Origin of the sequence: Formosa bonchosmolovskayae (assembly GCF_051016085.1) — a bacterium.
GTDB lineage: Bacteria > Bacteroidota > Bacteroidia > Flavobacteriales > Flavobacteriaceae > Formosa.
In genome coordinates, this window is sequence record NZ_CP174605.1 from 3123232 (window position 1) to 3147112 (window position 23881).

Annotated in this window: 26 protein-coding genes; 12 read left to right on the forward strand and 14 right to left on the reverse strand. The window is 33.4% G+C overall.

The annotated features are described in order from the left end of the window. The first annotated feature begins 22 nt into the window (after nucleotides 1–22). Together ACKC83_RS13280 and ACKC83_RS13285 are read left to right on the forward strand one after the other, a co-directional pair. A complete protein-coding gene (locus ACKC83_RS13280; protein WP_414034346.1) occupies nucleotides 23–595 on the forward strand; it encodes a Crp/Fnr family transcriptional regulator in 573 nt (190 codons plus the stop codon). Between the two features lie 59 nt (nucleotides 596–654). Beyond that, complete coding sequence (locus ACKC83_RS13285; protein WP_414034347.1) at nucleotides 655–1413, forward strand: acyl-CoA desaturase; 759 nt, start codon at nucleotides 655–657, stop codon at nucleotides 1411–1413. Here ACKC83_RS13285 and ACKC83_RS13290 read toward each other — a convergent pair whose 3' ends face one another. The 3 genes from ACKC83_RS13290 to ACKC83_RS13300 form a co-directional block, all read right to left on the reverse strand. After that, nucleotides 1414–2049 (reverse strand): hypothetical protein, encoded by a 636-nt coding sequence (locus tag ACKC83_RS13290; RefSeq protein ID WP_434035882.1) that lies wholly within the window; start codon nucleotides 2047–2049, stop codon nucleotides 1414–1416. A 163-nt stretch (nucleotides 2050–2212) separates the two neighbouring features. Further along, nucleotides 2213–3436 carry a multidrug effflux MFS transporter gene (locus ACKC83_RS13295; RefSeq protein ID WP_434035883.1) on the reverse strand — a complete coding sequence of 408 codons (1224 nt, stop codon included), beginning with the start codon at nucleotides 3434–3436 and terminating at the stop codon, nucleotides 2213–2215. Nucleotides 3437–3539: 103 nt separating this feature from the next. Then, complete coding sequence (locus ACKC83_RS13300) at nucleotides 3540–4538, reverse strand: aldo/keto reductase (RefSeq protein WP_434035884.1); 999 nt, start codon at nucleotides 4536–4538, stop codon at nucleotides 3540–3542. Nucleotides 4539–4682: 144 nt separating this feature from the next. Between ACKC83_RS13300 and ACKC83_RS13305 the strand changes: the two genes are divergently transcribed. Next, nucleotides 4683–6455 (forward strand): ABC transporter ATP-binding protein, encoded by a 1773-nt coding sequence (locus tag ACKC83_RS13305; protein WP_434035885.1) that lies wholly within the window; start codon nucleotides 4683–4685, stop codon nucleotides 6453–6455. 71 nt (nucleotides 6456–6526) lie between these two features. On the opposite strand, the gene ACKC83_RS13310 is transcribed toward ACKC83_RS13305, so the two are convergent. The 7 genes from ACKC83_RS13310 to ACKC83_RS13340 form a co-directional block, all read right to left on the reverse strand. Beyond that, the gene (locus tag ACKC83_RS13310; protein ID WP_434035886.1) at nucleotides 6527–8068 is read right to left on the reverse strand and encodes an acyl-CoA carboxylase subunit beta; all 1542 of its coding nucleotides are present in this window, start codon (nucleotides 8066–8068) and stop codon (nucleotides 6527–6529) included. Nucleotides 8069–8079: 11 nt separating this feature from the next. Continuing rightward, a complete protein-coding gene (locus ACKC83_RS13315; RefSeq protein ID WP_434035887.1) occupies nucleotides 8080–9522 on the reverse strand; it encodes an acetyl-CoA carboxylase biotin carboxylase subunit in 1443 nt (480 codons plus the stop codon). Between the two features lie 6 nt (nucleotides 9523–9528). Beyond that, nucleotides 9529–10014: an acetyl-CoA carboxylase biotin carboxyl carrier protein subunit gene (locus ACKC83_RS13320; RefSeq protein ID WP_434035888.1), complete on the reverse strand. Its 486-nt coding sequence runs from the start codon at nucleotides 10012–10014 to the stop codon at nucleotides 9529–9531. A 67-nt stretch (nucleotides 10015–10081) separates the two neighbouring features. Further along, the gene (locus ACKC83_RS13325) at nucleotides 10082–10744 is read right to left on the reverse strand and encodes a 3'-5' exonuclease (RefSeq protein ID WP_434035889.1); all 663 of its coding nucleotides are present in this window, start codon (nucleotides 10742–10744) and stop codon (nucleotides 10082–10084) included. Continuing rightward, nucleotides 10744–12660, reverse strand: a complete 1917-nt coding sequence (locus ACKC83_RS13330) for a DUF294 nucleotidyltransferase-like domain-containing protein (protein WP_414034356.1) — start codon at nucleotides 12658–12660, stop codon at nucleotides 10744–10746. Before ACKC83_RS13330 ends, ACKC83_RS13325 begins: the two co-directional genes overlap by 1 nt. A 44-nt stretch (nucleotides 12661–12704) precedes the next feature. Next, entirely contained in the window at nucleotides 12705–13373 is a 669-nt protein-coding gene (locus ACKC83_RS13335; protein ID WP_434035890.1) for a PrsW family intramembrane metalloprotease, read from the reverse strand. Then, nucleotides 13337–14641 (reverse strand): flippase, encoded by a 1305-nt coding sequence (locus ACKC83_RS13340; RefSeq protein WP_434035891.1) that lies wholly within the window; start codon nucleotides 14639–14641, stop codon nucleotides 13337–13339. Before ACKC83_RS13340 ends, ACKC83_RS13335 begins: the two co-directional genes overlap by 37 nt. Nucleotides 14642–14734: 93 nt before the next feature. On the opposite strand from ACKC83_RS13340, the gene ACKC83_RS13345 reads away from it, so the two are divergent. Continuing rightward, nucleotides 14735–15718 carry a helix-turn-helix transcriptional regulator gene (locus ACKC83_RS13345; protein WP_434035892.1) on the forward strand — a complete coding sequence of 328 codons (984 nt, stop codon included), beginning with the start codon at nucleotides 14735–14737 and terminating at the stop codon, nucleotides 15716–15718. Between the two features lie 261 nt (nucleotides 15719–15979). Here the strand turns inward: ACKC83_RS13345 and ACKC83_RS13350 are convergent. Further along, a protein-coding gene (locus ACKC83_RS13350; RefSeq protein WP_434035893.1) for an IS3 family transposase occupies nucleotides 15980–17124 on the reverse strand; the annotation gives its coding sequence in 2 pieces (ribosomal slippage) (nucleotides 15980–16863 and nucleotides 16863–17124; 1146 coding nt in all). A 20-nt stretch (nucleotides 17125–17144) separates the two neighbouring features. Between ACKC83_RS13350 and ACKC83_RS13355 the strand changes: the two genes are divergently transcribed. The 6 genes from ACKC83_RS13355 to ACKC83_RS13380 all read left to right on the forward strand — a co-directional run bounded on the left by ACKC83_RS13355 (nucleotide 17145) and on the right by ACKC83_RS13380 (nucleotide 20326). Continuing rightward, nucleotides 17145–17345, forward strand: coding sequence for a DUF6140 family protein (locus ACKC83_RS13355; RefSeq protein WP_434037783.1), 201 nt, complete (start codon nucleotides 17145–17147; stop codon nucleotides 17343–17345). Nucleotides 17346–17389: 44 nt separating this feature from the next. Then, complete coding sequence (locus ACKC83_RS13360; protein WP_434035894.1) at nucleotides 17390–17974, forward strand: hypothetical protein; 585 nt, start codon at nucleotides 17390–17392, stop codon at nucleotides 17972–17974. Then, nucleotides 17971–18405: a hypothetical protein gene (locus ACKC83_RS13365; RefSeq protein ID WP_434035895.1), complete on the forward strand. Its 435-nt coding sequence runs from the start codon at nucleotides 17971–17973 to the stop codon at nucleotides 18403–18405. Before ACKC83_RS13360 ends, ACKC83_RS13365 begins: the two co-directional genes overlap by 4 nt. 2 nt (nucleotides 18406–18407) lie before the next feature. Continuing rightward, nucleotides 18408–18992, forward strand: a complete 585-nt coding sequence (locus tag ACKC83_RS13370; protein WP_434035896.1) for a hypothetical protein — start codon at nucleotides 18408–18410, stop codon at nucleotides 18990–18992. A gap of 3 nt (nucleotides 18993–18995) precedes the next feature. Next, a complete protein-coding gene (locus tag ACKC83_RS13375) occupies nucleotides 18996–19460 on the forward strand; it encodes a hypothetical protein (protein WP_434035897.1) in 465 nt (154 codons plus the stop codon). A 176-nt stretch (nucleotides 19461–19636) separates the two neighbouring features. After that, nucleotides 19637–20326: a hypothetical protein gene (locus tag ACKC83_RS13380; protein ID WP_434035898.1), complete on the forward strand. Its 690-nt coding sequence runs from the start codon at nucleotides 19637–19639 to the stop codon at nucleotides 20324–20326. On the opposite strand, the gene ACKC83_RS13385 is transcribed toward ACKC83_RS13380, so the two are convergent. Continuing rightward, nucleotides 20307–20855: an NUDIX hydrolase gene (locus tag ACKC83_RS13385; protein WP_434035899.1), complete on the reverse strand. Its 549-nt coding sequence runs from the start codon at nucleotides 20853–20855 to the stop codon at nucleotides 20307–20309. The genes ACKC83_RS13380 and ACKC83_RS13385 overlap by 20 nt on opposite strands. A 59-nt stretch (nucleotides 20856–20914) precedes the next feature. Next, nucleotides 20915–22003, reverse strand: a complete 1089-nt coding sequence (locus ACKC83_RS13390) for a M42 family metallopeptidase (RefSeq protein WP_434035900.1) — start codon at nucleotides 22001–22003, stop codon at nucleotides 20915–20917. 101 nt (nucleotides 22004–22104) lie between these two features. Between ACKC83_RS13390 and ACKC83_RS13395 the strand changes: the two genes are divergently transcribed. Further along, nucleotides 22105–22812: a DUF4294 domain-containing protein gene (locus ACKC83_RS13395; protein WP_434035901.1), complete on the forward strand. Its 708-nt coding sequence runs from the start codon at nucleotides 22105–22107 to the stop codon at nucleotides 22810–22812. Next, a complete protein-coding gene (trhA, locus tag ACKC83_RS13400; RefSeq protein ID WP_434035902.1) occupies nucleotides 22809–23435 on the forward strand; it encodes a PAQR family membrane homeostasis protein TrhA in 627 nt (208 codons plus the stop codon). The genes ACKC83_RS13395 and trhA overlap by 4 nt, the downstream gene beginning before the upstream one ends. Nucleotides 23436–23447: 12 nt before the next feature. On the opposite strand, the gene ACKC83_RS13405 is transcribed toward trhA, so the two are convergent. After that, nucleotides 23448–23879, reverse strand: a complete 432-nt coding sequence (locus ACKC83_RS13405; RefSeq protein WP_434035903.1) for a DUF4268 domain-containing protein — start codon at nucleotides 23877–23879, stop codon at nucleotides 23448–23450. Nucleotides 23880–23881: the final 2 nt, after the last annotated feature.

The following is a 23881-nucleotide window of genomic DNA, read 5'->3' on the forward strand; positions in this document are numbered from 1 at the left end:
AAGTAAAATTAGTAAGTGATACATGATTGAAATCAGAGATTATATAGAATCTACAGTATCAATAAGTGATGCCGATTGGAAATTGTTTTCTTCAAAACTTAAAACACGAACATTTAAAAAGCGCCAACGTATTTTAAATGTGGGCGAAACCGAACGTTATATTTCTTTTATCGGGGAAGGGATCGCTCGTTTTTTAATTCCGAATGAAGACGAGGAAAAGGATGTTACCTTTGGATTTTGCTTCGAAAATGAATTTATAAGTGCTTACGATTCTTTTTTAACCCAAAAACCGTCGTTATACGCCTTAGAAGCCTTAACAGATTTAACCATTTGGAGTGTTTCTTATACCGACTTGCAGGAAGTTTATGCTAAGACCGAAGTTGGGAACTTAATTGGTCGTTTATCTTCTGAACGCTTATTTTTAATCAAGTCCAAACGAGAGCAGTCTTTATTAAATGAAAGCGCAGAACAACGGTATTTAAATTTATTTACAGAACGCCCAAATTTGTTAAAAGACATTCCATTAAAATATATAGCCTCCTATATTGGAGTCACCGCCCAAGCGTTAAGTCGGATAAGAAAACGAATTTCTTAACCTATGTTCAGATTTTAGTCCTAATAATTTTGGTTCTTTGCTAGTATAAAATTTAGCAAATGACAATTATTATCTTCATGATTATTCTGTGGTACTCTGGTTTGTTTTTTCAGACATTTTTTCTTCACAGATATGCAGCACATCAAACCTTTAGAATGTCTAAACTTGGTGAGAAAGTCTGTTATGTTTTAACATGGATCTGCCAAGGATCTAATTACTTAAGCGCTTATGGTTATGGTGTAATGCACAGAATGCATCATGCTTATGCCGATACCGAAAAGGATCCGCATTCTCCTAAATACGACAGTAATGTGTTTTCTATGATGTGGCGTACAAAAACAATTTACCAAGATATTAATCAACAACGTGTTCCTGTCGATGCTAAATTTACCAAGAACGTACCGCAATGGAAACGTTTCGATAATTTTGCAAGCTCTCGCGTATCTAGATTGGTTTGGGCTGGTTTATACACTACATTTTTTATCTTTTTTGCAACCGAATGGTGGCAATGGTTATTTTTACCCGTAGCCTTTTTTATGGCGCCTATTCACGGTGTAATTATTAATTGGTTTGCTCATATTTATGGTTATGTAAATTTTAAAGTGAGCGACACTTCTAAAAACTTATTGCCTTTCGATTTTTTAATGATGGGAGAGGGGTATCATAATAATCACCATAAATATGGTGGACGTGCTAATTTTGGCGGCGTACGCTGGTACGAGCTAGATGTAACTTATGCGATTATGAAAGTCCTTAATGCTCTTGGCTTTATTCAGATAAAAAAAAGTGCGCTAGTTCCCGTTAAACGCGAGGTATAATTAGTAAGATATGGTCCTGTAAATCCGCTTTAAACTATCCGTTAACGTGTGGCGTTGTTCTTTAATAATGCAATTGTTCTTAACATCAGATTTCAAGCATTTGGTAACAATCGAGTCTAATACGTTATCCGATTTGTCTTTGATCACTATACTCTGTAAATCGTCGTTTTTATAGTTGTAATAATGCGTATTAAATGTTTTAAAATGGTCTACACTTTTTAATATTTTTCCAGTTTTAGAATAGTGCACAATCTTTTCGTTCTGTTTATGTTTCTTTTGCGAATAGCAACTTATGCGCTCTCTTTGATTGGTTTTCCATCGCGTTTTACAATAATAATTCGGTAAATTGGGGAAGGTTTGTTTATCGAAAAATAACTTCTTTTCAGTGGTTTGTATAGTGTCTTGATCGGCGTTTAAGGTGTAAGAATATTCTACTCTACCATTTTTAGTGAATTCGAAATATTGTTCTTTTAATAGTATGGAGTCTCCTGCAGTATTCAGGAAATAGGTGTGTTGGTCCATAGTATTTACACCTTGTAAATCGTTTTTCTTAAAATAAGAAATAGAGCTACACGACTGTAACAAGATAAAAAGTCCTAGATAGATTCCCCAAATATGTAAACTGCTTATTTTCATTCTTATAAAGATAAAATAATTTACTAGATACTCCAAGTGAGCTAGTTTTTCAACTAACAACTATATATACTTTAATTTGGGCATTCTTTTTTGTTAAAAAAGTCGGGCTATCCACTATATCTTTTTATGTAAAAAGCACATAAAAAGGATGCCGTTTCTATCCCTAATGCGAACGAAAATTAAGTTTTCGATATAATATATGACGTTTCATTACGATAAAAGTTGCCAAAGATAAACTGCCACAAATAGAAAAACCTACAAATAGCGGTAATGCAGTATCAGTCATAAACGAACCGATAAAGGTTGCAATCGGAATGGCAATTAAAGTAGATATAAATCCTGTAATTGCCGCTCCAATTCCTGCAATATGCCCAATAGGTTCCATGGCAATAGCTCTTATATTTCCAAATAGAAAACCTAAGGCAAAAAACAAACTTCCTAAAAACGGAATAAGCACAGTTAAACTTGGATTTGGTTTTCCCCAGAATAAAACGACATATGTGGTAGAGACCAAACTAAATACACAAAGTGATAAGAAGGCTAATCTTCGCATCCCAATCCGCACCACTAAAGTACCGTTTAATAAAGTAGATATTCCAATGGTAGTTGCTAGGCCTGCAAACACATACGGGAATTTATCGCCCATACCATATTGATCTTCAAAAACATGGTGAGACGAACTTAAATACACCATAAACGCACCTGTAATAAAACCGGAAACCATAGTAAATGCCATGGCTTCTTTATATCGAATTAATTCTTTAAATCCGTTTAAGTACACCTTGTTATTAAAAGGTATTTTAAATTCAGGATGCAAGGTTTCTGGTTGCCGTTTCCAAAACCAAAACGTAACTATAATGGCAAAAAAGATCTGTGTATAAAAAATACTTTGCCAATTAAAGTGATGTAATATAAATAATCCTAAGGCAGGAGCTATTACAGGAACAAGGATAAAGAATGCTGTAACAAACGACATCATTCTTGCCATATAATCGCCTTTATGAGAATCTCTAATTATAGAGATACAAATAGTTCGCGGTGCAGAAAGTCCGATACCTTGAAAAACACGTCCAATAAGCATAACTTCTATCGACGTAGAATAAATACAGACTAAACTTGCAAATATAAAAATTGCAAAGCCAGAATACATAAGCGGTTTTCTTCCAAAACTATCGGAAAGCGGACCTAAAATTAATTGTCCGACACCAAAACCTAAAAAGATCATGGTGACTAAAGATTGTAAATCGGTGCTGTTTTGGTTTCCTATGGTTAATCCAATTTGCGGAAAAGCAGGTAATAAAGCGTCTATCGAAAGTGCGACTATAGACATTAATGAAGCCATTAATGCCACAAACTCGAATTGAGATTCCTTTTTGATTTTTTGCATGCGTCAAAAGTAGCATTTCCAATAGTATAATCTCATTAATTTAGGGTTATAAATTAATGAGATTATAATTAATAAAATCTATATAAAGATTTAAATCTTAATTTCAGTCTAAATCTAATTTCACCTGATTTAGATGCTTGTTTATAAATTCTAATTCTTCTGAAGATAATTTTACATCTATAGCTTTGGCATTCGAGATTGCCTGATCGGCATTTCTCGCCCCAGCCAATGCTATTGTTATTCCCGGCTGTTCGATAGTCCATCTCAATACCAGTTGAGAGAGTGTTGCGTGTTTATCCTCGGCAAGAGGTTTTAATTTATCTAAAAATTGTGTCGTTTGTTTTAAATTTTCATCCTTAAAAAAGGCCAAGTTTTTTCTGTGATCTCCTTCAGAAAACTGGTGTCCAGCCTTCATTTTTCCTGTTAATAGTCCACGTTGTAACGGACTGTAAGCTAAAATAGACGTGTTATTTTCTAGTGCATAAGGTATAAGATCCGATTCTATACCACGATTTACCATACTATATGGCACTTGATTCGATACAATATCGACATACTTTTTAGCCTCCTTTAACTGGTCTACACTATAATTAGAAACTCCTGCATAACGTACTTTACCTTCTTTAATTAATTGGGCTACCGCTTCCATTGTTTCCTGAATTTCGGTGGTTTTATCTGGCCAATGGATCTGATATAAATCGATATAATCTGTACCCAAGCGTTTTAGACTGTCTTCGCATTCTTTTATAATACTTGCCTTTCTTGCGTTTTTATAAATAGCAATGTCTTTACCATCGTTATCTTGAGAGTTTACATAAAATTCACCATCGGTGGCATCCCAACGTAAACCATATTTAGTCACAATCTGAACTTGGTCACGAGATAAATCTTTAATGGCTTCACCTACAATTTTTTCACTGTGTCCCATACCGTAAATGGGAGCAGTATCGATGGTTGTAACTCCGTAATCGAATGCCGATTGCATGGCTTTAACCGCATCGTTTTGTTCGGTTCCTCCCCACATCCATCCTCCAGCGGCCCAAGCTCCGAAAGTGATTGCTGATAATTTTAAATCTGAATTTCCTAATGCTCTATATTCCATAATATGTGCGTTTTTTTAAGAGTGTTCAAGTTAATAATTCCAATATAAACACGTAAACGTTTTATGAAAGTCTTAATATTAATTTTCTGCTTTAATGACCAATAGTTTAGTCAGTAAAATTATCTTTACACCCTAAATAAAATTATGAGACATTATAAGCAACCCATAAAAGGGGATAAAAAAAAGGCTTCAAAGGTAAGTATGGTCCAAGCCTTTAAAACCATTATTTGGCCTAAGCGTAATCTAGTATTTATAGGCTTAATTTTAATCGTTTTTAGCCGTTTAGCAAGCTTAATTTTACCCTGGAAAAGTAAAGTGCTACTTGACGATATTATTCCAAACCGAGATTACGATCAGTTATATTCTATGTTGGCTGTAGTTGGTGGCGCCATATTAGTACAGGCCGTAACTTCGTTTTTATTGACCAAAATTTTAAGTGTACAAGCGCAATATTTAATATCGGAATTACGAGCTAAAGTGCAGAAAAAAGTGCTGTCTTTACCGATTAGCTTTTTCGATAATACAAAGTCAGGCGTTTTAGTATCAAGAATTATGACGGATGTAGAAGGTGTTAGAAATTTAATTGGGACTGGTTTAGTGCAATTGGTTGGTGGGACATTTACCGCTATTATTTCATTAGTTTTATTAATTAGAATTAGTCCGTCTATGACGCTGTTTGTTCTAGTTCCTGTTGCTGTATTTGGGGTGCTAGCCCTAAAAGCTTTTAAGTATATCAGGCCTATTTTTAGAAAGCGTGGTGTAATTAATGCCGAAGTTACTGGACGTTTAACAGAAACTCTTAGCGGTGTTCGAGTGATTAAAGCGTTTAATGCCGAAGATCAGGAAAATAAAGCCTTTGAATCGGGAGTCGATAAATTGTTTCAAAATGTAAAAAAGAGTTTAACAGCAACTGCAGTTATGACCAGTTCGTCTACATTTCTTTTAGGAATTGCTTCTACTGGTATTATGGGAATTGGTGGTTATAAAATCATGCAAGGCGAGTTAACTATTGGAGATTTTATGTTCTTTACGTTACTGCTAGGATTTATGATTGCACCAATTGTTCAGATGAGTAATATCGGAAGTCAGTTAACAGAGGCATTGGCAGGTTTAGATCGTACCGAAGAACTGATGAATATGGAAGCTGAAGACGACAACGAAAATCGCAATGTAGATATTGAAAATATGAAAGGCGATTTGGTTTTTAATGATGTCTCTTTTGCTTATGAAGAAGGAAAAAACGTCCTACATAATATTAGTTTCGACGCACCATCGGGTTCTGTCACGGCTTTGGTGGGGAGCTCTGGTTCTGGAAAATCGACTATCGCTGGATTATCTGCTACGTTTTTAAATCCGAAATCAGGTGTGGTATCTGTAGATGGTTACGATTTATCTCAAGTGCGATTAAAAAGTTTTAGAAAACATTTGGGAGTAGTATTACAAGATGAATTCTTGTTTGAAGGTACCATTCGAGAAAACATTTTATTTCCGAGGCCAAACGCTACGGAAGCAGAACTCTTACAAGCTGTAGATTCTGCTTATGTGAGTGAATTTACAGATCGTTTTGATGATGGATTAGATACCTTAATAGGGGAGCGCGGTGTTAAATTATCCGGTGGTCAACGTCAGCGTATCGCTATTGCAAGAGCTATTTTAGCCGATCCGAAAGTGATTATTTTAGACGAAGCAACTTCTAATTTAGATACCGAAAGTGAAGGATTTATTCAGAAAAGTTTGAATGAATTAACTAAAGATAGAACCACCATTGTAATTGCACACCGATTAAGTACCATTCGTAGAGCAGATCAGATTTTAGTGATTGAAGAAGGGCGTATTAAAGAGCGAGGAACTCATGACGAACTTATAGCATCTCAAGGTCGATATTACGATTTGTATACGTATCAAGCTAAAATATAAGAACAGATATCTATTAGAAAAGCCTTTAAAACAGTAACTGTTTTAGAGGCTTTTCTTTTGACTATAATTATTTATAATGGAATATTACCGTGTTTGCGTTTTGGTAAGTCTACTTTCTTTTCTTCGAGCATACTAAATGCTTTAAGTAATTTCCTTCTGGTATCTTGTGGTAGAATAACTTCATCTATAAAGCCACGTTCTGCAGCACGATAGGGATTTGCAAAAGTTTTAGCATATTCGGTTTCTTTTTCTGCTAACTTAGAAATGGGATCGTCTGCTTCGTTAATTTCTCTTTTAAAAATAATTTCGCTTGCCCCTTTGGCACCCATAACGGCAATTTCGGCATTTGGCCATGCAAAATTCATGTCTGCTCCTATGTGTTTAGAATTCATAACATCGTAGGCACCGCCGTATGCTTTTCTTGTGATTACGGTAACACGAGGTACGGTAGCTTCGCTTAAAGCATACAATAATTTAGCGCCATTAGAAATAATGCCATTCCATTCTTGATCTGTTCCAGGCAAGAACCCAGGGACATCTACTAAAACTAAAAGCGGAATATTAAAACTGTCACAGAACCGTGTAAAACGAGCGGCTTTCTTAGAACTGTTTACATCTAAAACACCCGCTAAATATAATGGCTGATTGGCCACTATACCTATACTTCTTCCTCCAAGCCGGGCAAAACCTACGATTATATTCTGTGCATAATCTTTATGAATTTCAAAAAAGGAATCCGAATCTATAATACCGTGTATTACCAAATGCATATCGTATGGTTTGTTGGCATTTACCGGTATTATATCTGTGAGTTGTGTTCTAATTTCATCGCCTAATTCTGTTGGAATTTTAGTTGTTGTTTTTGTGTTATTTTGAGGTAAATAAGTTAGTAGTGATTTAATAGCCTCTAAACATTCCACGTCGTTAGTAGAAGTGGTATGTGCCACACCCGATTTAGTTGCATGGGTATGTGCGCCACCTAATGCTTCTGAAGAAACTTCCTCATTGGTTACCGTTTTTACCACATTTGGTCCTGTAACAAACATATAACTAGTGTGTTCTACCATCATTGTAAAATCGGTAATGGCGGGAGAGTACACGGCGCCACCAGCACAAGGTCCCATAATGGCAGAAATTTGAGGGATAATACCAGAAGCTTTTACATTTCTATGAAATATTTCTGCATATCCGCCAAGAGAACGAACACCTTCTTGTATTCGTGCACCACCGGAATCGTTTAGACCAATTAACGGGGCTCCCATTTTTAAAGCGAGATCCATTATTTTACAAATTTTCTCAGCATGAGTTTCTGAAAGGGAGCCACCAAAAACTGTGAAATCCTGAGCAAAAACATACACTAATCTATTAAGAATCGTACCGTAGCCTGTTATAACACCATCGCCGTAATATTGCTCTTTCTGCATGTTAAAATCGGTTGTACGGTGGGTCACTAATATTCCGATTTCTTCAAAAGAACTTTCGTCTAATAAATAATTAATGCGTTCTCGGGCAGTTAGCTTTTTTTTGCTATGTTGTTTATCAATGCGTGCTGTACCACCTCCAAGATGTGCTTTTGCTATTTTATCGGATAGAATTTTAATTTTAGAATCCATATAATTTCAGTTTAACTATGAGGTAATCTTACTTTTTTGAGGTCGGTTTGATAGCGTTTCAACGCAAGCAAAGCAGCTAGTTTTGCTTCGTTTTTAGCAATATGTTCTAATATTTCGGGTTTATAGTACAGGTTAACAAAATTAGTATCGAAGTTTCCTTTTCTAAATGCCTTATTTTCAAATACAAATTTTCCAAAGGTTAAAGTGGTTTCTATACCTTCAATTTTGTAGTTTTCAATGGCATCGAGCATGGTCACTATTGCTTCTTCTCGCGTATTTCCATAGGTAATTAATTTTGCGAGTAACGGATCGTAATAGATAGGTACGTCCATACCTTCTAGTATGCCATTATCTACGCGTATGTTTTTTCCTTCAGGAATACGGTAGGTTTTTAAATGACCAACACTTGGAAGAAAATCATTCTGAGGATCTTCGGCATACACGCGCAGTTCTATGGCATGACCTTTAATTTCTAAATGCCCTTGGATTAAACGTAAAGATTCTCCTCGTGCAATTTTAATTTGTTGCTCTACAAGGTCTAAGCCCGTGATCCATTCTGTTACTGGATGCTCCACTTGTAAGCGTGTGTTCATTTCTAAAAAATAGAAATTATTAGAGTCGTCTAAAAGAAATTCTACGGTACCAGCGCCTATATACCTACATGCTTTTGCTACTTTTTTAGCGGCTTCTCCCATTATGTCTCGCAATTCTGGAGTTAATATGGTGGAAGGCGCTTCTTCAATTACTTTTTGGTGACGGCGTTGGATACTACATTCCCGTTCGAAGAGATGGACAGTATGACCTAAACTATCTGCCAAAACCTGAATTTCTATATGTCTTGGAGATGCAATATATTTTTCGATAAATACGGAGCCATCTCCAAAGGCATTTGTTGCTTCACTAATGGCACGTGTCATCTGGTCTTCTAGCTCATTTTCATTCTTTACAATACGCATGCCTTTTCCACCACCACCGGCAGAGGCTTTTATTAGTATAGGAAATCCTATTTTATGTGCTATTTTTTTAGCTTCCTCAACATCTGTAATGGCTTGGTCCGTGCTAGGAACCATGGGAATGTTATAATGCTTCACAGCTTCTTTAGCGGCTAGTTTGCTCCCCATAATTTTTATGGATGCGGACTTCGGGCCAATAAAAATAAGGTGGTTTGCTTCAACTAATTTTACAAAGTCTGCATTCTCACTTAAAAAGCCATACCCCGGATGTATTGCATCGACCTCTAAAGATTTAGCAATTTCAATAATTTTTTCACCTAATAAATACGATTGATTAGACGGTGGTTCTCCTATGCATACGGCCTCATCTGCAAAGGTAACATGGGGCGATTGTCTATCTATTGTAGAATAAATAGCTACCGTTTTAATCCCCATCTTTTTAATTGTCTTCATAATCCGTAGGGCAATTTCCCCACGATTGGCAACAAGTATCTTTTTCATAGTATGTTATTCAAATTCGATAAGGAGATCTCCTTTATTTACTGTAAGTCCTTTTTTTACTTCAACAGATTTTATGACACCGTCATGAGGAGCAATTATATTGTTTTCCATTTTCATGGCTTCTAAAATAAGTAGTGAATCGTTGGCTTTAACCTGATCGCCTGGCTTTACGTTTAAATCTAAAATGAGTCCAGGCATGGGGGCAATAATAGAATCTATTTTTTTGGAACTTCCAATATGTAATCCCATAGCGTTAATAATAGTATCTGTTTCATTTAAAATATTAACGTGATACTCGGTGCCATTAATTTTAACCGTATACACTCTATGCTGAAAATCTTCTTTAGAAATTTCGGCATAAAATGTTTTGTGATTTTGAATAATATGAAATGAATTTGGACGGGTTTGAACGCAATCCAATAGATTTACATCTTCGTTAGAAAGACTGAATTGATGTAAATCGTTTACGGTTACTTTGGTGGATTTACTCATAACTGTTTGTTTGTCTAGTAAATATAATAAAATAGACGAGGATGAGTAACCTTTGGAATAGAGATATTTACAATTTAAGCAGATCTTTTAAAGTGTATGCTTTTGTTTTAATCAGAAAATGAATAGACCTAATAAAAGCTATTGCAGTTATTAATGCATCGCCGGAGGCCGTATGTCTGTCGCTTAAATCGATGTCGTAAAACTCTGCAACTTCATCTAGCGAATATTTTTTATTTGGATCTAGGAGATTAGATTTAATACGCGTCGCACGGAAAATAAGCATGGTATCTAAAACCTTATTTTTTAGTTTAGGAAGCTCTAATCTAGATAAAGCCATGTTAATCATGTTAATATCGAAAAACGCATGATGTGCAACTAGAATAGAATCTTTGATATATTCTAAAAATAAAATTATAGCATCCTCTTCAGATAGGGTTTCAAATTTATCATTTTTAAGAATACCGTGTATTTTCACGGTATTCTTATCGAAGTAATCTTGTTTTAAATATATTTCAAAAGCGGTACTAACATCAATTACGCCATCAATAATCTTTACAGCACCAATGCATAATATTCTGTCTTTATCGTAATTAAAACCGGTAGTTTCGGTATCCAAAACAACGTAAGTAGACGTGTGTATGTCTTCTTGCTTTGCTGTGGTAAAAAGGGATTCATATGTTGTCCAATACTCAGGATATGATTTTTCTTTATTACTGAAAAGCCATTTCATTAAATGAAATTCTTTAAATTAAATTTCAGTTTAACCAACTCTTGAACTTTATTGATTGCTTTAAAACAACGTTTTAATTTCATTTTTTCTTCTTTCGATAGTTCGGCTAAGGCAATAAAGCGACCACTATCGTGATGGCGGAGTCCGCGTTTTGTTCTAAATTTTAATAGAGCTTTAGATGCATAGGCACAAGAGTAAAACAATTCTTGGTCTTCCGGTAGCAATTCTGCTAACTTTTCGAAACGTTCGGCGGTGTTATTTATATGCTTAATTTGATAATGTAAGGCTAATAATCTACCAGCATCTGTTACCGGCATAATCGCTCTTTTCTTTAAATCGAAATGATCTTTGTGCTCACCATCCTGTTCTACTAAAAATTGTCTAAAAAATCCTAGTGGCGACGGACTTCTAAGCGAACTAGCACCTAATTTAGATTGAAAGATTAAATTTCCTTTTGTAATCTCTATAACATGATCTGCCAACTGGTTAGTAAGGCTCATATCTCCATATGTGAAAGCAAAATCGAAAAAGATAGAACATAAAAGAAGTTCGTCGTCTTCGGTCTCTCTGGTCCAAGATGAAAATTGATTTTCCCATTCGTCTATACTTAGACAATATTTTGGGTTTTTTGCCATCATTTCGCCAGGGCAATAATCGAAACCAATCATTTTTAAACGCTTATTCACTTTTTTAGCAAGCGTTAAAAAATAGGTTCTAACCTCTTCAATATGGTCGTCGTCTGTGTTTTCAAAAACAATAGCGTTATCCTGATCGGTATGCAAAAGTTGTTCTTTTCTTCCTTGACTTCCCAAAGACATCCAAGCAAATTTTACCGGAGGGACTTGATCCATTTTTTCGATACAACGTTCTACTACACGTTTTATAGTGGCATCGTTTAATTCGAAAATGATATTATTTATATGAGTAAGTGGAATATTTTGTTGAATATATCCATCTAAAAGCATCATTATTTTTTCACGAATACGCTTTAATTCTTTTGTAGAATTAGAACGTTTAATCGCTTTCATTAAGACTGAAGGATTTGTTCCTTTCATTACGATAATATCGTGTTCCGAAAAGACACCTAAAATCTTTGTGCTTGGAGTTCCATCTTTAGTTACTACAATTTGATTGATCTTATGCTTCATCATGGTGATTTGAGCCTGAGCAATCGTAATATTTTTCTTATAGCACTTTACTGGAGAAATCATGATTTTGGAAACATCGTCGTTTATCGAGTAGTTACCCGTAGCAACATGTAGTCTTAGATCTTTATCGGTAATAATTCCGATAGGGCATTCCTTATCTTCAATAATAATAGAACCTACATTGTTCTCTGTCATTAACTGTGCCGCTTCTTTAATACTCGAAGTTTTCTTAGTAGTAATAACATTTTTAATAAGACGCACTGGTTGCATTTCGAACATGTCTTTTGTGAAGTCTAATTTCACATCGTCCTCAAGCATCTTTTTCTGAAATTCGTTTGAAAATGGATTTTCGGTATTAGACGCGAAACTCTCAATTAAATATTGTCGAACATTCTTATTGTTATCTATAAAGGGGCTGAAAATTTCTATTGGAATACAATACAAAATAGTCTCTTCTTCGGTGATAGAAGTAATGGCATAATTCTCCTTTGCAAATAAAGGACGCAATCCGAACACATCTCCTTCATCAAATTGGTCGATGGTTTCAAGCTTTTCATTGATATATTTCTTAAGCTTAACAGCTCCTTTGTATATCATATAAAATTGATCGTGTAGCGGATCGTTAATATTGTAAACCGTACTTTCTTTGTCCAAATAACTGATTTTAACTTCTTTAGAAAGTTCTAGTAGTTGACTCTTATCGAGTAAATCGAAGGGTGGAAAGTTTTTTATAAAATCAGCGACGCGTTCTGCTATCGTGTTCTTCATCGTATTCATTTAATGAGCGTTTTCGAAAATTAAAGATAGTATTATTATTTAAAATATGATTTTTCTTGATGATTTTTTATTGCATTTCTTGCCAGCACTATTGCAACACCAAGAGAAATAAAGGCACCTATCCAAATGCCTGGTACAAAATCAATAAAGAGAAAAAAATCGTAACTTCCATGGAAGATTACTGCAAATAATAGCCCTAGTAAATTATGCTTAATTCTATGATTCGAGAATTTGGCTTTTCCCATAAAATATCCCATTAATATTCCAAAACAAGCGTGTGCAGGAATGGCTGTAAATGCTCTTAAAATTCCTGATGCAACACCACCATCTAGTACATAAAAAATATTTTCGGTAGCGGCAAAGCCCATTGAAACCATAACCGCATACATAATCCCATCGTAAGGTTCGTTAAATGCATTATTGGGCTGTGCAAAATAGCGAATTATTAGATATTTACTAAATTCTTCGGTAAAAGCCACAACAAAAAATGCTTTAATAAATAAATGCGCTATGCTGGACTCATCTAATGGTATAAAGTAATTTAATATAAGGGATAAGATTGTAGTAATTAATATACTTACAATAGCACCGAGTACGAAATTATAAAACAAAAATAGTTTTGGCTCTTTTTCATATTTGTCTTTGTTGTAGACATAAATAATAATTGCTAAAACAGGAGCAAGAGCAAGTAGAAGTAGGTGCATATGTTATTTTTGTTTTGAGAAAAATAGCTTCGATGGTTGAATGATAATTGTAAGAAAGGATAAACAATATTGGTTATAAAATGACTTATTAAAACGGCCAAAGCCGCTCCGTTTATGTAATACAATGGAATTAAAATATAGCAGAGTATAAGATTACATATACATCCTACGGTAAAGCGATACACCTCATGTTCTAATTTATTTATGGTTAGTACATGTTTTTCGTATAACATGCCCATAAATATAAATAACGGAGACCAACAAAAGATTTGTAAAGGCGATTTAGCTTCTGCATATTGGTCGGAGAAATACGTGTTTAAAATATAGTTTCCAAAAATTATATAGAATACGGCAATCCCTAATCCCAATATAATCATGGCTATGGTTAACTGTCTAAATTTTATCTTATAGGTACTATTATCCTGATTGTAAGATTCGGCTAGAGACGGATATAATGCATTAATTATGGCAAAACCTATGGTCCAACTTAAACCAATAACCAAATATTGAACGCTACCGAAAACTCCATTGGCATGATCGCTAAAATAATATTTTAAAAATAGTTCGTCTATACCTATATATAGCATAATTAAACCACTGGATATCATGAGCGGGAAAGACATAATGAGTAATTGTTTTCCTAAGGATATAGAAATAGATAATTTTTTAAATGAGAAGCCTTTATTAATTAGCAATGCTAGGCCATAAATAGCGCCTTGAATAAGAAAGTCTAATGCTAAAACTTTAGCAAAATAAAGTACATCTAGATGGTGTGTTACGCCATAATATTGAAGTAATAATATAATTATTAGACTCGTAATTTTACTTATAAATATAAACTTGGCTTGTTTCTTTGCTAAGAAATAGAATTCAAACACATCGGTGAGCCGAAACAAATACCCGAATAACAAAATTAGGTATAGACTAAATAATGCTACGTTTTTAGTAAATATTAAGTAGCATAATATACCAATACTAAGAATAATCCAACTTAATAAACGCATTGTAAATGTTGTACCAATTATTTTTTCGCATGTTTTTGGGTGTAAAACCATTTCTCGTATGGAGATGGCCGAGAGGCCAAGAAAAAATAGAGGTGTAAACATCCCCAAAAGTGCCTCTACAAAATGTAGCTTGCCAATGTCTATAGTGCCTAACGTATTAAATATTTTAGGTATAATAAATACACCTGCAAACAGTTGGATGCCTTTTTCTAATGAAAACCAGACGGTAGAATTTAAATCTTTTCTGCTAAAAGCAATTGGCATAGACATATAAATAAGGAGCCAAATATATAAAATACTCTTGTGTAAAGAAGTTTGCTTCTAATTTATTATTTTGCAAAACAATAAACCTCCTTTATGACTTCAGAATTTCTTCGACGCTACTATGTTTTACGTATTATTAAAAATCCAGAATTGTATGGTCTTTCGAAACCTTATATAACATACGAAGAATTAAAAGGTGCTTTGGATTCTATTGTAGAAAAAAATTATGAAGATAGGCTCTACGAAAAACTTGAATCGAATAGTAAAAAAACAATCAAAAGGGATTTAGAAGATATTAAATCTTTTCACCATATTGATATTAGGCTTAAACGTAATCATGGGTATTATATTCTGGAACAGGATTTTATTATGTCGGATAAGCTTAAAGAAGTGTTTGAAAAAACAGAACTTTATTTATTACATCATCATGCCCATGCTTGGAAGCAATTTGTGAGTATATCGAGAACGTCTTTAAGTGCGTATGTGGACATGGTTGCGCTAATTAATGCCATAGAATGTAAGTGTCTAATAGAGATAGATTATCAGGGTTGGTATGACGATAATAGATTTCAGAAAGTAAAAAATGTTTTTCAGCCATTACATATTAAAGAAATAAATAACGCCTGGTATTTAATAGCTCATAATTCTGAAGTAGGTATTTACTCGATGTGCTTAGATAGTAGAATTAGTAGTTTATTTATAACCAATAGAGTTTGTAAAGATCCAGTTGAATTTAACGAAGCTGAATATTTTAAGAATTCGATAGGAATTTTAAAAACGGATTTACAAGCTGTCTGGATTCATATAAAAGTAGCGAATCATCATTTTAAATATGTTGAAAACAATCCTTTACATCACTCTCAAATTATAACTGCACGACCAATAGATTTAGACACTGAATATTTAGATTACAATAACGAACGGATTTGGGGAGAACTAAAACTATATGTAGAACCTACTTATGAGTTTTTTATGGAAATTTTAAAATACAACCGTTGGGTAAAAATTGTTTCTCCATCTCAAGTTGTAGCCGATATGAAGCTGTTATTAAGCCAGATGTCTGCGTATTATGAATAATTTGTACGAGTTATAATTGGTCTCTCTCGGGAAATTAAAACGATATTTTATTCATTAGATTTTTAAAAGGACATATATTGTCTGTTTCGCAGATATATTTGGATTATTAAAATTCCTACTTTTTTCACACATAAACGACAATATGTGTGTTTGGTAGGATGCTAACCAATAATCAACCTATAATATGCCTACGTTTAAAATTACTACCAAAGAAGCACTAAATGTGCAAGGAGAGTATGTTGGAGTGTAGCCTATCCCATTTTAGGACACCTCTAAATTCGACAAAAAATTGTTTTCTTGCTCGGATTTGGGGATTAAATTTATTTCATCTTCAAATCTGGGCATAAATTCTACAGGGGATTTGTTTCCCAAGGATTTATGCGGATGATTATTATTGTAATCAAGTTTCCATTGATTGTTTAACTTTTGTAACTGATAGATGTCATCAAAATAATAAGCATCCAGTATATCTTCCCTATAATGCCTATTAAATCTTTCAATATATCCATTCTGCATTGGTTTGCCTGGTTGAATATACTTGATTTCGATAAAGTTTCTTTCACACCAATTAGCAAAGGTCTTTGATATAAACTCAGGACCATTATCACATCTAACGTACTTAGGAACACCTATTTCCTCTTTAAGTTGCTCTAAGACCTCTACAACTGCTCTGGCAGGAAAGGACAATCCAGCTTCTACCAGTAATGCTTCTCGATTGCAATCATCTATAACGTTCAACACACGAACCTTTCTTCCATCACTAAGAACATCACTCATAAAATCCAAACTCCAACAAATATTCAATGATACTGGAGCTTCTAAAGGCTGTTTGACTCTTGTTGCTAAACGTTTCTTGTGTTTACGCCTTAGTTTAAGTTTCATTTTTCTATATACTCTCAGAACACGTTTTCTGTTCCATTTATGACCTTCGCGACGGATTCGGTTATAATACTCGTCAAAACCTCTAGTAGGCAATTGCTGGGCAAGTTCAGAAAGCTTGTCAATGACTTCTTTGTCATTTTTCTTCCTTTGGTAATACCACATAGAGCGTGTCAACCCAATAACTCCACAAGCGCGCTTAACGGACACTTCGTACTGTTTTATTAGATATTTGACACGAAATCGTTTGTCGGAAGGTCTTAGAACTTTTTTGATAATACGTCCTTTAGCATCCGAATATCAAGAGAAGCATCCGCATACATTTGCTTAAGCTTAAGGTTTTCTTCTTCAAGTTCCTTTAGTCGCTTTAAATGGCTCGCTTCCATGCCACCATATTTCTTGCGCCAATAATAAATGGTACTCTTGTCGATTCCTAGTTCTCGGGCTAGTTCAGGGACGCTTCTTCCTTGTTCATTCTCCTTTAGGATCTTCACAATCTGTGTCTCGGTAAATTTGCTTTTTTTCATGTGACAGTTTAAAATTTAAAATTAGTAAATTCGAATTTTATGCTGTCCTATTTTTAGGGAAGGCTACAGGAGCAGGTCTTTCTGTCCAAGTAACCACTATGATTCCCTATTCTTCCCATAATGTTGAAAAAGTTCAAAATGCCTTTCTACGAATACATGGCATAGATTTTAGAGCTGCAGGATATTTAAATCCTGGGTATTTTAATGTTGAAGAGGTTTAAAAGTTAATTAAAAGAAAAGATTATTATAAAAAGTTATAAAACAAATGGGGTTATTTAAAATTTTAACAGCAGCAAAAGCAATTGCAGATTTTGCTACAGATGAGAATACGATTAAAGCGGCAAATAATATTAAAACTTTATCTGGAGAAGTATCAGAAAAATTTAGAGACATCAATGGAGATGGAGGTTTTGATATGGATGACTTTAATTGGCTATTAGAGACTTCTTGTATGTACTCAAGTATAATAGGGCATATATCTACAGTGGATAGTAATGAAATAAGAGAAGAAGAAATGGATGTCGCTATTGAAATTATTAATAATATCTGTTTTTCTGAAGATGGACTTTTAAATGATGAAGTAGTAGAATTTTCACAGTTATCTAAAAAACAAATAAGAAATAAGGTGTATGATAAATTTTCTACTCCATATAGTCTAAAAAAAATATCTAAGTATGCTATTAATATAGAAAAGGAAGAAGAATTTTATTCAATAGCATATAGTATAGTTATGGCAGATGAAGAGGTGTCAGAAAATGAAAAAGAGTTTTTAGATATTTTTTCAAAAGAATTAGAATTTTCAAAATTTGATGTAAGAAATATAGAAAGACAAATCAAGAAATTATTATGAAAAACATAAGAGAATTAAAAGAAAATATTTCTGATTTAAAAAAAGAAAAGGAAAAGTTATTATTAGAATTAAAAGATAAATCTATTGCAAATAAAAAGGCAATTTTATTTGCATCACATTACTCTTATTTGAATAAAGGTAGTAGACAGGTAGTATTATTGATTTCTACTTTCATTTTAGGTATAATTTTAATGAGTATAACTGGAAGCGGTTTAATCTTTTTTATGCCATATTTTTTATGGATTGGTTTGGATATTTTTCGCATGGATGATTTAATAAAAAACGTGAATGACCGCATAACTACCAGAATAAATGAAGTTGATAGTTTATTAAACTCTCAAGTTAAGGAAAAAGAAAAGCACATGAGAGTTAAAGAAGTGATGGGGTATAGCAAAAAATTTCTAGAAAAATTTAATAAAAAAGCATCATAATCATGGCATTATTTACAATTTTAACTGTAGCATCAGAGATAGCTTCAAATGAAAAAGCAATGGATGGACTTTCTCAATTTGCTAAAAAGGGATCTAATCTAATAACTGATTTTTTAAGAGATGAAGATGATTTACCGGATATTTCGGCTAATGATTTTCAAAATATTATTGAATATATTGAGATGTTATCAAGTTTATTAGGACAAGGGGCTAAGATTGAAGAAGAAGTTAATTTAAGTAAAATGAAAGTTATTAGTGATATCATCAATGAGTTATGCTTTTCAGAAGCAGGAATCACGCAGGAGCCTTTTCTAAATTATATAAATTCATCTGTAGAAGAATTAGAAAGTTTGATTGCTTATAAAATTCAGAATCCTTCTACAATAAAAAAAATCAGTAGATATGTTGATAAATTTGAATTGGAAGAAGAATTTTATGGGTATTTATGTCGAGTTATGTTATCAGATAGTAATCTTGATAATGAAGAACAGGAATATTTAGATATTATAGCTGAATCATTTGGAATTAATAAATTTGATAAAAAATCCATTGAATCGAATCATAAACAGATTTTCCTCCAATTCTAATCTATGCAAAACCCAAACCGACCATACCACCGTACAGAAATAGATTTATTATTCACTAAAATTAAAGCACAAATGCAAAAAAAAGCTTTGGTTAGGGGAGGTGATGGTAGAGCACTTTATACAGATTGTTATACAGGAAAGACTTTAAGAGGAGGCGATTGCTACGATTATGAACATATACGTTCTGCGGAAGATGTTTTTATGACGTATCGCGATCGCTTAACTAATGTAGAAATAGCAGAAGTGGTTAATTGCCCGGAAAATGTTTCTGTTACATTAAGAACAATCAATCAATCGAAAGGAAAAAGACGAATGGAAGACTGGTTAAGTAATGAGATAAATGTCAATGTATATAACATTGACAGGAAAGTAACTCTAGAGACTTTAACTAAAGCAGACTTCGGTATTTTACAAAAGGTAAATGATCTCTTGAGTATAAAATTAAACTCAAAGGTAGAATTGTTATAAATAAGTATTAAAACGTGTTTTAAGTATTACAAAATCAGTCTTTATCTTGCATTAATATTTAAATAGACATATTTTGTCCGTTTCGTTCTTATATTTGAAGTATAATAATTAATTGATACTAAGTTGATAATCAAATAGTATTGAATTGCTATTAAACCAACCAAATCCTCCTAAAAATGAAACATATCTTACTACGTGTTGTTTGCATGTTGTGCGCCAATATTGCTTTAGCTGGCCCAGCTTTCTTAGAGCATACTAATACTACAAAAGTACAGTCACAGGATAAAGTGCCTTTTAGGCCTATTTTAATAGATCAACAATATATTTCAGAACAAAGTATTCAATTTATTAGTAAAGAAATTAGTTTTGTTAGAGTTGTAGAAGAAGCTTCAAAATTTTGGCAAACTGATACAGAAAGAACTAAGCGTTGGGAGCCAAGAGTTAAGAAATATTTTAATCATGCCACCTATTCTAAATACGAACTTAAAAATGTGAATAGGAAATTTAATTTAGTGCATTCCCAAAGCGATATAAATAAGCTTATTAGTATTATTACATCAGAAAGTATAGCAGAGTTTTCTAAAGAAATTGCTGTTATGGGGTGCATTTGGGTAATTATGGGTATCATTGTTTTAGGTACAAAAGGGAAGTTTTTTGTACTAGATATTATATTAACAACTTGTATTTGTGTGTGGTTTGGTTTAAAAAATCAAATGATTAAAGACAATTTAGAAGATTTTATAGTCTTGAAAAACGACCGGTTAAGTGAAATGGTTTCTGGCAGAGTTCCAATTTTAAATTCAAATTCAAAGAACGAATTTAAACTGTCTAAAGAATTAAGTGGTTTTATACATTTTCTTGAATAGCACTTAAAACTTGTTCGTAATATGCCCTATTAGACGGTACAAAATAATCATTAGTTTCACTATTAGCTAAGTGTGATTTAAACGTTTCTATAGATACTAGTTGAAGTGCTTCAACTTCTTCGGGTTGTGGTGTTAAGTTCTGTAATGATTCTCTTAATATAGCGATATATGTATGGTGAAACTCATTGTCCCGAATTCCAGAATCGTAACTTTGAAAACATTTAAATACCCCAATTTTTTTCAAATCAGTTGCTGTTAAAGTTAAATTGAGTTCTTCCAAAGTTTCTCGAATGCCTGCTTCTTCTATCGTTTCTCCCGCATCTACATGACCAGCTACCGAAACATCCCACATGCCTGGGCATATTGCTTTTTTATAACTACGTTGTGCTAACAAAATCTCACCACTACTAGTATATAGCCATATGTGAGCTGTATTATGGTAATAGCCTTTATTATGTATTTCGGACTTTAATGCCGTTTTTCCCGTATAAGAGCCATCTATATTAACAATATCTATAAGTTCGTCCATGTGGATATGGTGTATAAAAAATATTCCCGCCAAGTTTATAGCGGGAATAGGGTAAATATCTATTTAAAATAACTAAATGTTTCTCCGTCTTCTATATTTAAAAGCGTCTCATAAATTAATTTTATAACATGCTCAACATCTTCACGGTGTACCATCTCTACTGTGGTATGCATATATCGCAGTGGTAAGGAGATTAAGGCAGAGGCAACACCTCCATTACTATAAGCAAAAGCATCGGTATCTGTTCCTGTGGCTCTAGACAATGCAGAGCGCTGAAAAGGAATTTTGTTAGTTTCTGCTGTGTCTGTAATTAAATCTCTTAATTTTTGTTGTACGGCAGGAGCATAAGCGACCACAGGACCAAGACCTAACTCTAAATGACCTTCTTTTTTTCTGTCAATCATTGGCGTTGTTGTATCATGAGTCACATCGGTAACAATAGCAACATTAGGTTTAATGGTTTGAGTAATCATTTCTGCACCACGAAGTCCAATTTCTTCTTGTACCGAGTTCGTAATGTACAGTCCAAACGGTAACTTTTTCTTGTTTTCATGAAGTAAACGCGCCACTTCTGCAATCATAAAGCCACCCATTCTGTTATCTAGAGCGCGGCATACAAATTTATCACCATTTAAAATATGAAATTCATCTGGATATGTAATTACACAACCTACATGAACACCCATATCTTCGACTTCTTTTTTAGTTTTTGCTCCAACATCAATTGTAATGTTGTCAGGTTTAGGTGTCTCTTCTTTAGATTTATCTCTTGTATGAATAGCCGGCCATCCAAAAACACCTTTTACAATGCCTTTCTTAGTATGAATATTAACCAATTTACTTGGCGCAATTTGATGATCACTTCCTCCGTTTCTGACAACATAAATAAAACCTTCATCAGAAATATAATTCACATACCAAGAAATTTCGTCTGCGTGTCCTTCAATCACAACTTTGTACGGGGCATCAGGGTTTATCACACCTACAGCGGTTCCATAAGTATCTGTTATGAATTCGTCTACATAAGGTTTTAAATAATCCATCCACAGCTTTTGCCCAGTCCATTCGTACCCAGTAGGTGCTGCATTATTTAAATATGTTTCTAAAAAATCTAGAGATTTTTTATTTAATATACTCTTGTTTGCCATTTGTAATAATTTTGTATAAAAATAATAATATTAATATGATTTTAGGGTTTAAAGAGGTGTAATTTATTAATTTTGGAATAGTTTTTGGCTTCAAGATTTATATGAAAATTTTCCTATTCTTTTTATTATGTTTTCCTTGTTTTGCGTGGTCTCAGGTTTATGAGATTAGTCAGGATAGTATTCAGGACACCTATATTATTATCGAAGGAGATTCTGTGCCACGAAAAAGCATTGATTTAGATGAAGTTATGATTCTGAATAAAATCGATTTTGTCGATAAAAAGGAACATATTCAATACCTTATTCTTCGTAGAAAAACCCTTAAAGTTTATCCGTATGCTAAAATGGCTGCCGATCGTTTACAAGAACTCACTATAAGGTTAGAGAAATTAGGTAAAAATCGCGATAAAAAACGTTACACCAAGCAAGTACAAAGATATTTAGAAGATGAATTTTCGGCAGAATTAAAGAAAATGACACGTACCGAAGGTCAGATATTGGTTAAACTTATTCACAGACAAACCGGAACAACTGCCTTCGATTTAATTAAAGATTTAAGAAGTGGCTGGCGTGCATTTTGGTTTAATAGTACAGCGAGCATATTCGATATTTCTTTAAAAGAAGAATTCGATCCCATGAACTCTAAGGAAGATTATTTTATTGAAGATATCTTGGAACGAAATTTTCAGAATCAGCGTTTAGAACGTCAGAATTCAGTTTTAGATTTCGATTTTTATGAAGCAGAAAAAAAATGGAGCAAACGTTTAGTTACTGTGCCATTAAAACCTGTTAATCCTTCTAAAAAATGAAAATTCAATCGCCTTTCGAAGAAAAACTAAACACCATTACACATGCTATTGGTGCGGTTTTAGGAGTTTTAGGTTTGGCATTGTTAATTTATTATAACGAACAGAAAACGGGGTGGACCTTATTTAGTGTAGTGGTTTATGGCATATCGCTAATCGTTTTATTTTCTGCTTCTGCTTTATATCACTATGTTTCTAATGAAAATAAAAAATACTATTTAAGAATTGCCGACCACATTAGTATTTATCTTTTAATTGCGGGTACATATTCGCCTGTATTACTAATCTCTTTAGAACAGAGTTTAGGCTGGACCTTGTTTTTAGTTGTTTGGGGTATTGCAGGATTTGGATTGTTATTAAAACTTTTTTTTACAGGTAAGTTTGAAGTGTTTTCTACACTTTTATATTTAGTAATGGGCTGGTTAGTTGTATTCGATTTTTCTAACTTAGCAAAAGTGATAGGAGAAAACGGTGTGTATTTATTGTTTGCCGGAGGATTGTTTTATACTGTGGGAATCATTTTTTATGCGATTGAAAAGATTCCTTACAACCACGTAATTTGGCATCTATTTGTTTTAGCAGGTGCCATCAGTCATTTTTTAATGATTTTTTTATATGTAATATAATGGTAATGGACGTTAATCGTCTTTTAAGATATCTGAGTAATCCTCGAAAAACGATTCGAATTTAGACATGTTTTCATTTAAAAACACCATAACCTCTTGCCAGGTGTTTTTATTATGAATAGATACCTTTTGATCTAACGGTACATAAATTCTTGAAATCTCCTTGCCGTTATCAAGTAAAAATTCTTCTTCAAAAATAGCTTCAGGTAAATAATCATCTCTTAAAATAGACTTTAAAGATTCTAATTTTTCCCAATGTTTAATTCTATTTTCTAAATCGTGTTCAACGTCTAAAGTCACAAAAGCCGATTTAGTATCGAAATGAAATTTAAAACTAAACCCTTTTATTTTAGTATCATAAAGTATCCATTTTCTTGGAAAGGACTTTCCGAAACTGGTCCAAAATAATTCTCTTAATTCTCTAGATTCTTCTTTACTAAACATAA

What these genes read in the sequence shown, in the direction of transcription:
- ACKC83_RS13325 (WP_434035889.1), bottom strand. Translation starts at nt 10,744, where the DNA reads ATGAAATGGCTTTTCAGTAATAAAGAAAAATCATATCCTGAGTATTGG.
- ACKC83_RS13285 (WP_414034347.1), top strand. Translation starts at nt 655, where the DNA reads ATGACAATTATTATCTTCATGATTATTCTGTGGTACTCTGGTTTGTTT.
- ACKC83_RS13295 (WP_434035883.1), bottom strand. Translation starts at nt 3,436, where the DNA reads ATGCAAAAAATCAAAAAGGAATCTCAATTCGAGTTTGTGGCATTAATG.
- ACKC83_RS13395 (WP_434035901.1), top strand. Translation starts at nt 22,105, where the DNA reads ATGAAAATTTTCCTATTCTTTTTATTATGTTTTCCTTGTTTTGCGTGG.
- ACKC83_RS13320 (WP_434035888.1), bottom strand. Translation starts at nt 10,014, where the DNA reads ATGAGTAAATCCACCAAAGTAACCGTAAACGATTTACATCAATTCAGT.
- ACKC83_RS13315 (WP_434035887.1), bottom strand. Translation starts at nt 9,522, where the DNA reads ATGAAAAAGATACTTGTTGCCAATCGTGGGGAAATTGCCCTACGGATT.
- ACKC83_RS13305 (WP_434035885.1), top strand. Translation starts at nt 4,683, where the DNA reads ATGAGACATTATAAGCAACCCATAAAAGGGGATAAAAAAAAGGCTTCA.
- ACKC83_RS13335 (WP_434035890.1), bottom strand. Translation starts at nt 13,373, where the DNA reads ATGCACCTACTTCTACTTGCTCTTGCTCCTGTTTTAGCAATTATTATT.
- ACKC83_RS13290 (WP_434035882.1), bottom strand. Translation starts at nt 2,049, where the DNA reads ATGAAAATAAGCAGTTTACATATTTGGGGAATCTATCTAGGACTTTTT.
- ACKC83_RS13330 (WP_414034356.1), bottom strand. Translation starts at nt 12,660, where the DNA reads ATGAAGAACACGATAGCAGAACGCGTCGCTGATTTTATAAAAAACTTT.
- ACKC83_RS13375 (WP_434035897.1), top strand. Translation starts at nt 18,996, where the DNA reads ATGCAAAACCCAAACCGACCATACCACCGTACAGAAATAGATTTATTA.
- ACKC83_RS13365 (WP_434035895.1), top strand. Translation starts at nt 17,971, where the DNA reads ATGAAAAACATAAGAGAATTAAAAGAAAATATTTCTGATTTAAAAAAA.
- ACKC83_RS13280 (WP_414034346.1), top strand. Translation starts at nt 23, where the DNA reads ATGATTGAAATCAGAGATTATATAGAATCTACAGTATCAATAAGTGAT.
- ACKC83_RS13300 (WP_434035884.1), bottom strand. Translation starts at nt 4,538, where the DNA reads ATGGAATATAGAGCATTAGGAAATTCAGATTTAAAATTATCAGCAATC.
- ACKC83_RS13370 (WP_434035896.1), top strand. Translation starts at nt 18,408, where the DNA reads ATGGCATTATTTACAATTTTAACTGTAGCATCAGAGATAGCTTCAAAT.
- ACKC83_RS13385 (WP_434035899.1), bottom strand. Translation starts at nt 20,855, where the DNA reads ATGGACGAACTTATAGATATTGTTAATATAGATGGCTCTTATACGGGA.
- trhA (WP_434035902.1), top strand. Translation starts at nt 22,809, where the DNA reads ATGAAAATTCAATCGCCTTTCGAAGAAAAACTAAACACCATTACACAT.
- ACKC83_RS13360 (WP_434035894.1), top strand. Translation starts at nt 17,390, where the DNA reads ATGGGGTTATTTAAAATTTTAACAGCAGCAAAAGCAATTGCAGATTTT.
- ACKC83_RS13405 (WP_434035903.1), bottom strand. Translation starts at nt 23,879, where the DNA reads ATGTTTAGTAAAGAAGAATCTAGAGAATTAAGAGAATTATTTTGGACC.
- ACKC83_RS13310 (WP_434035886.1), bottom strand. Translation starts at nt 8,068, where the DNA reads ATGGATTCTAAAATTAAAATTCTATCCGATAAAATAGCAAAAGCACAT.
- ACKC83_RS13380 (WP_434035898.1), top strand. Translation starts at nt 19,637, where the DNA reads ATGAAACATATCTTACTACGTGTTGTTTGCATGTTGTGCGCCAATATT.
- ACKC83_RS13390 (WP_434035900.1), bottom strand. Translation starts at nt 22,003, where the DNA reads ATGGCAAACAAGAGTATATTAAATAAAAAATCTCTAGATTTTTTAGAA.
- ACKC83_RS13345 (WP_434035892.1), top strand. Translation starts at nt 14,735, where the DNA reads ATGACTTCAGAATTTCTTCGACGCTACTATGTTTTACGTATTATTAAA.
- ACKC83_RS13340 (WP_434035891.1), bottom strand. Translation starts at nt 14,641, where the DNA reads ATGCCAATTGCTTTTAGCAGAAAAGATTTAAATTCTACCGTCTGGTTT.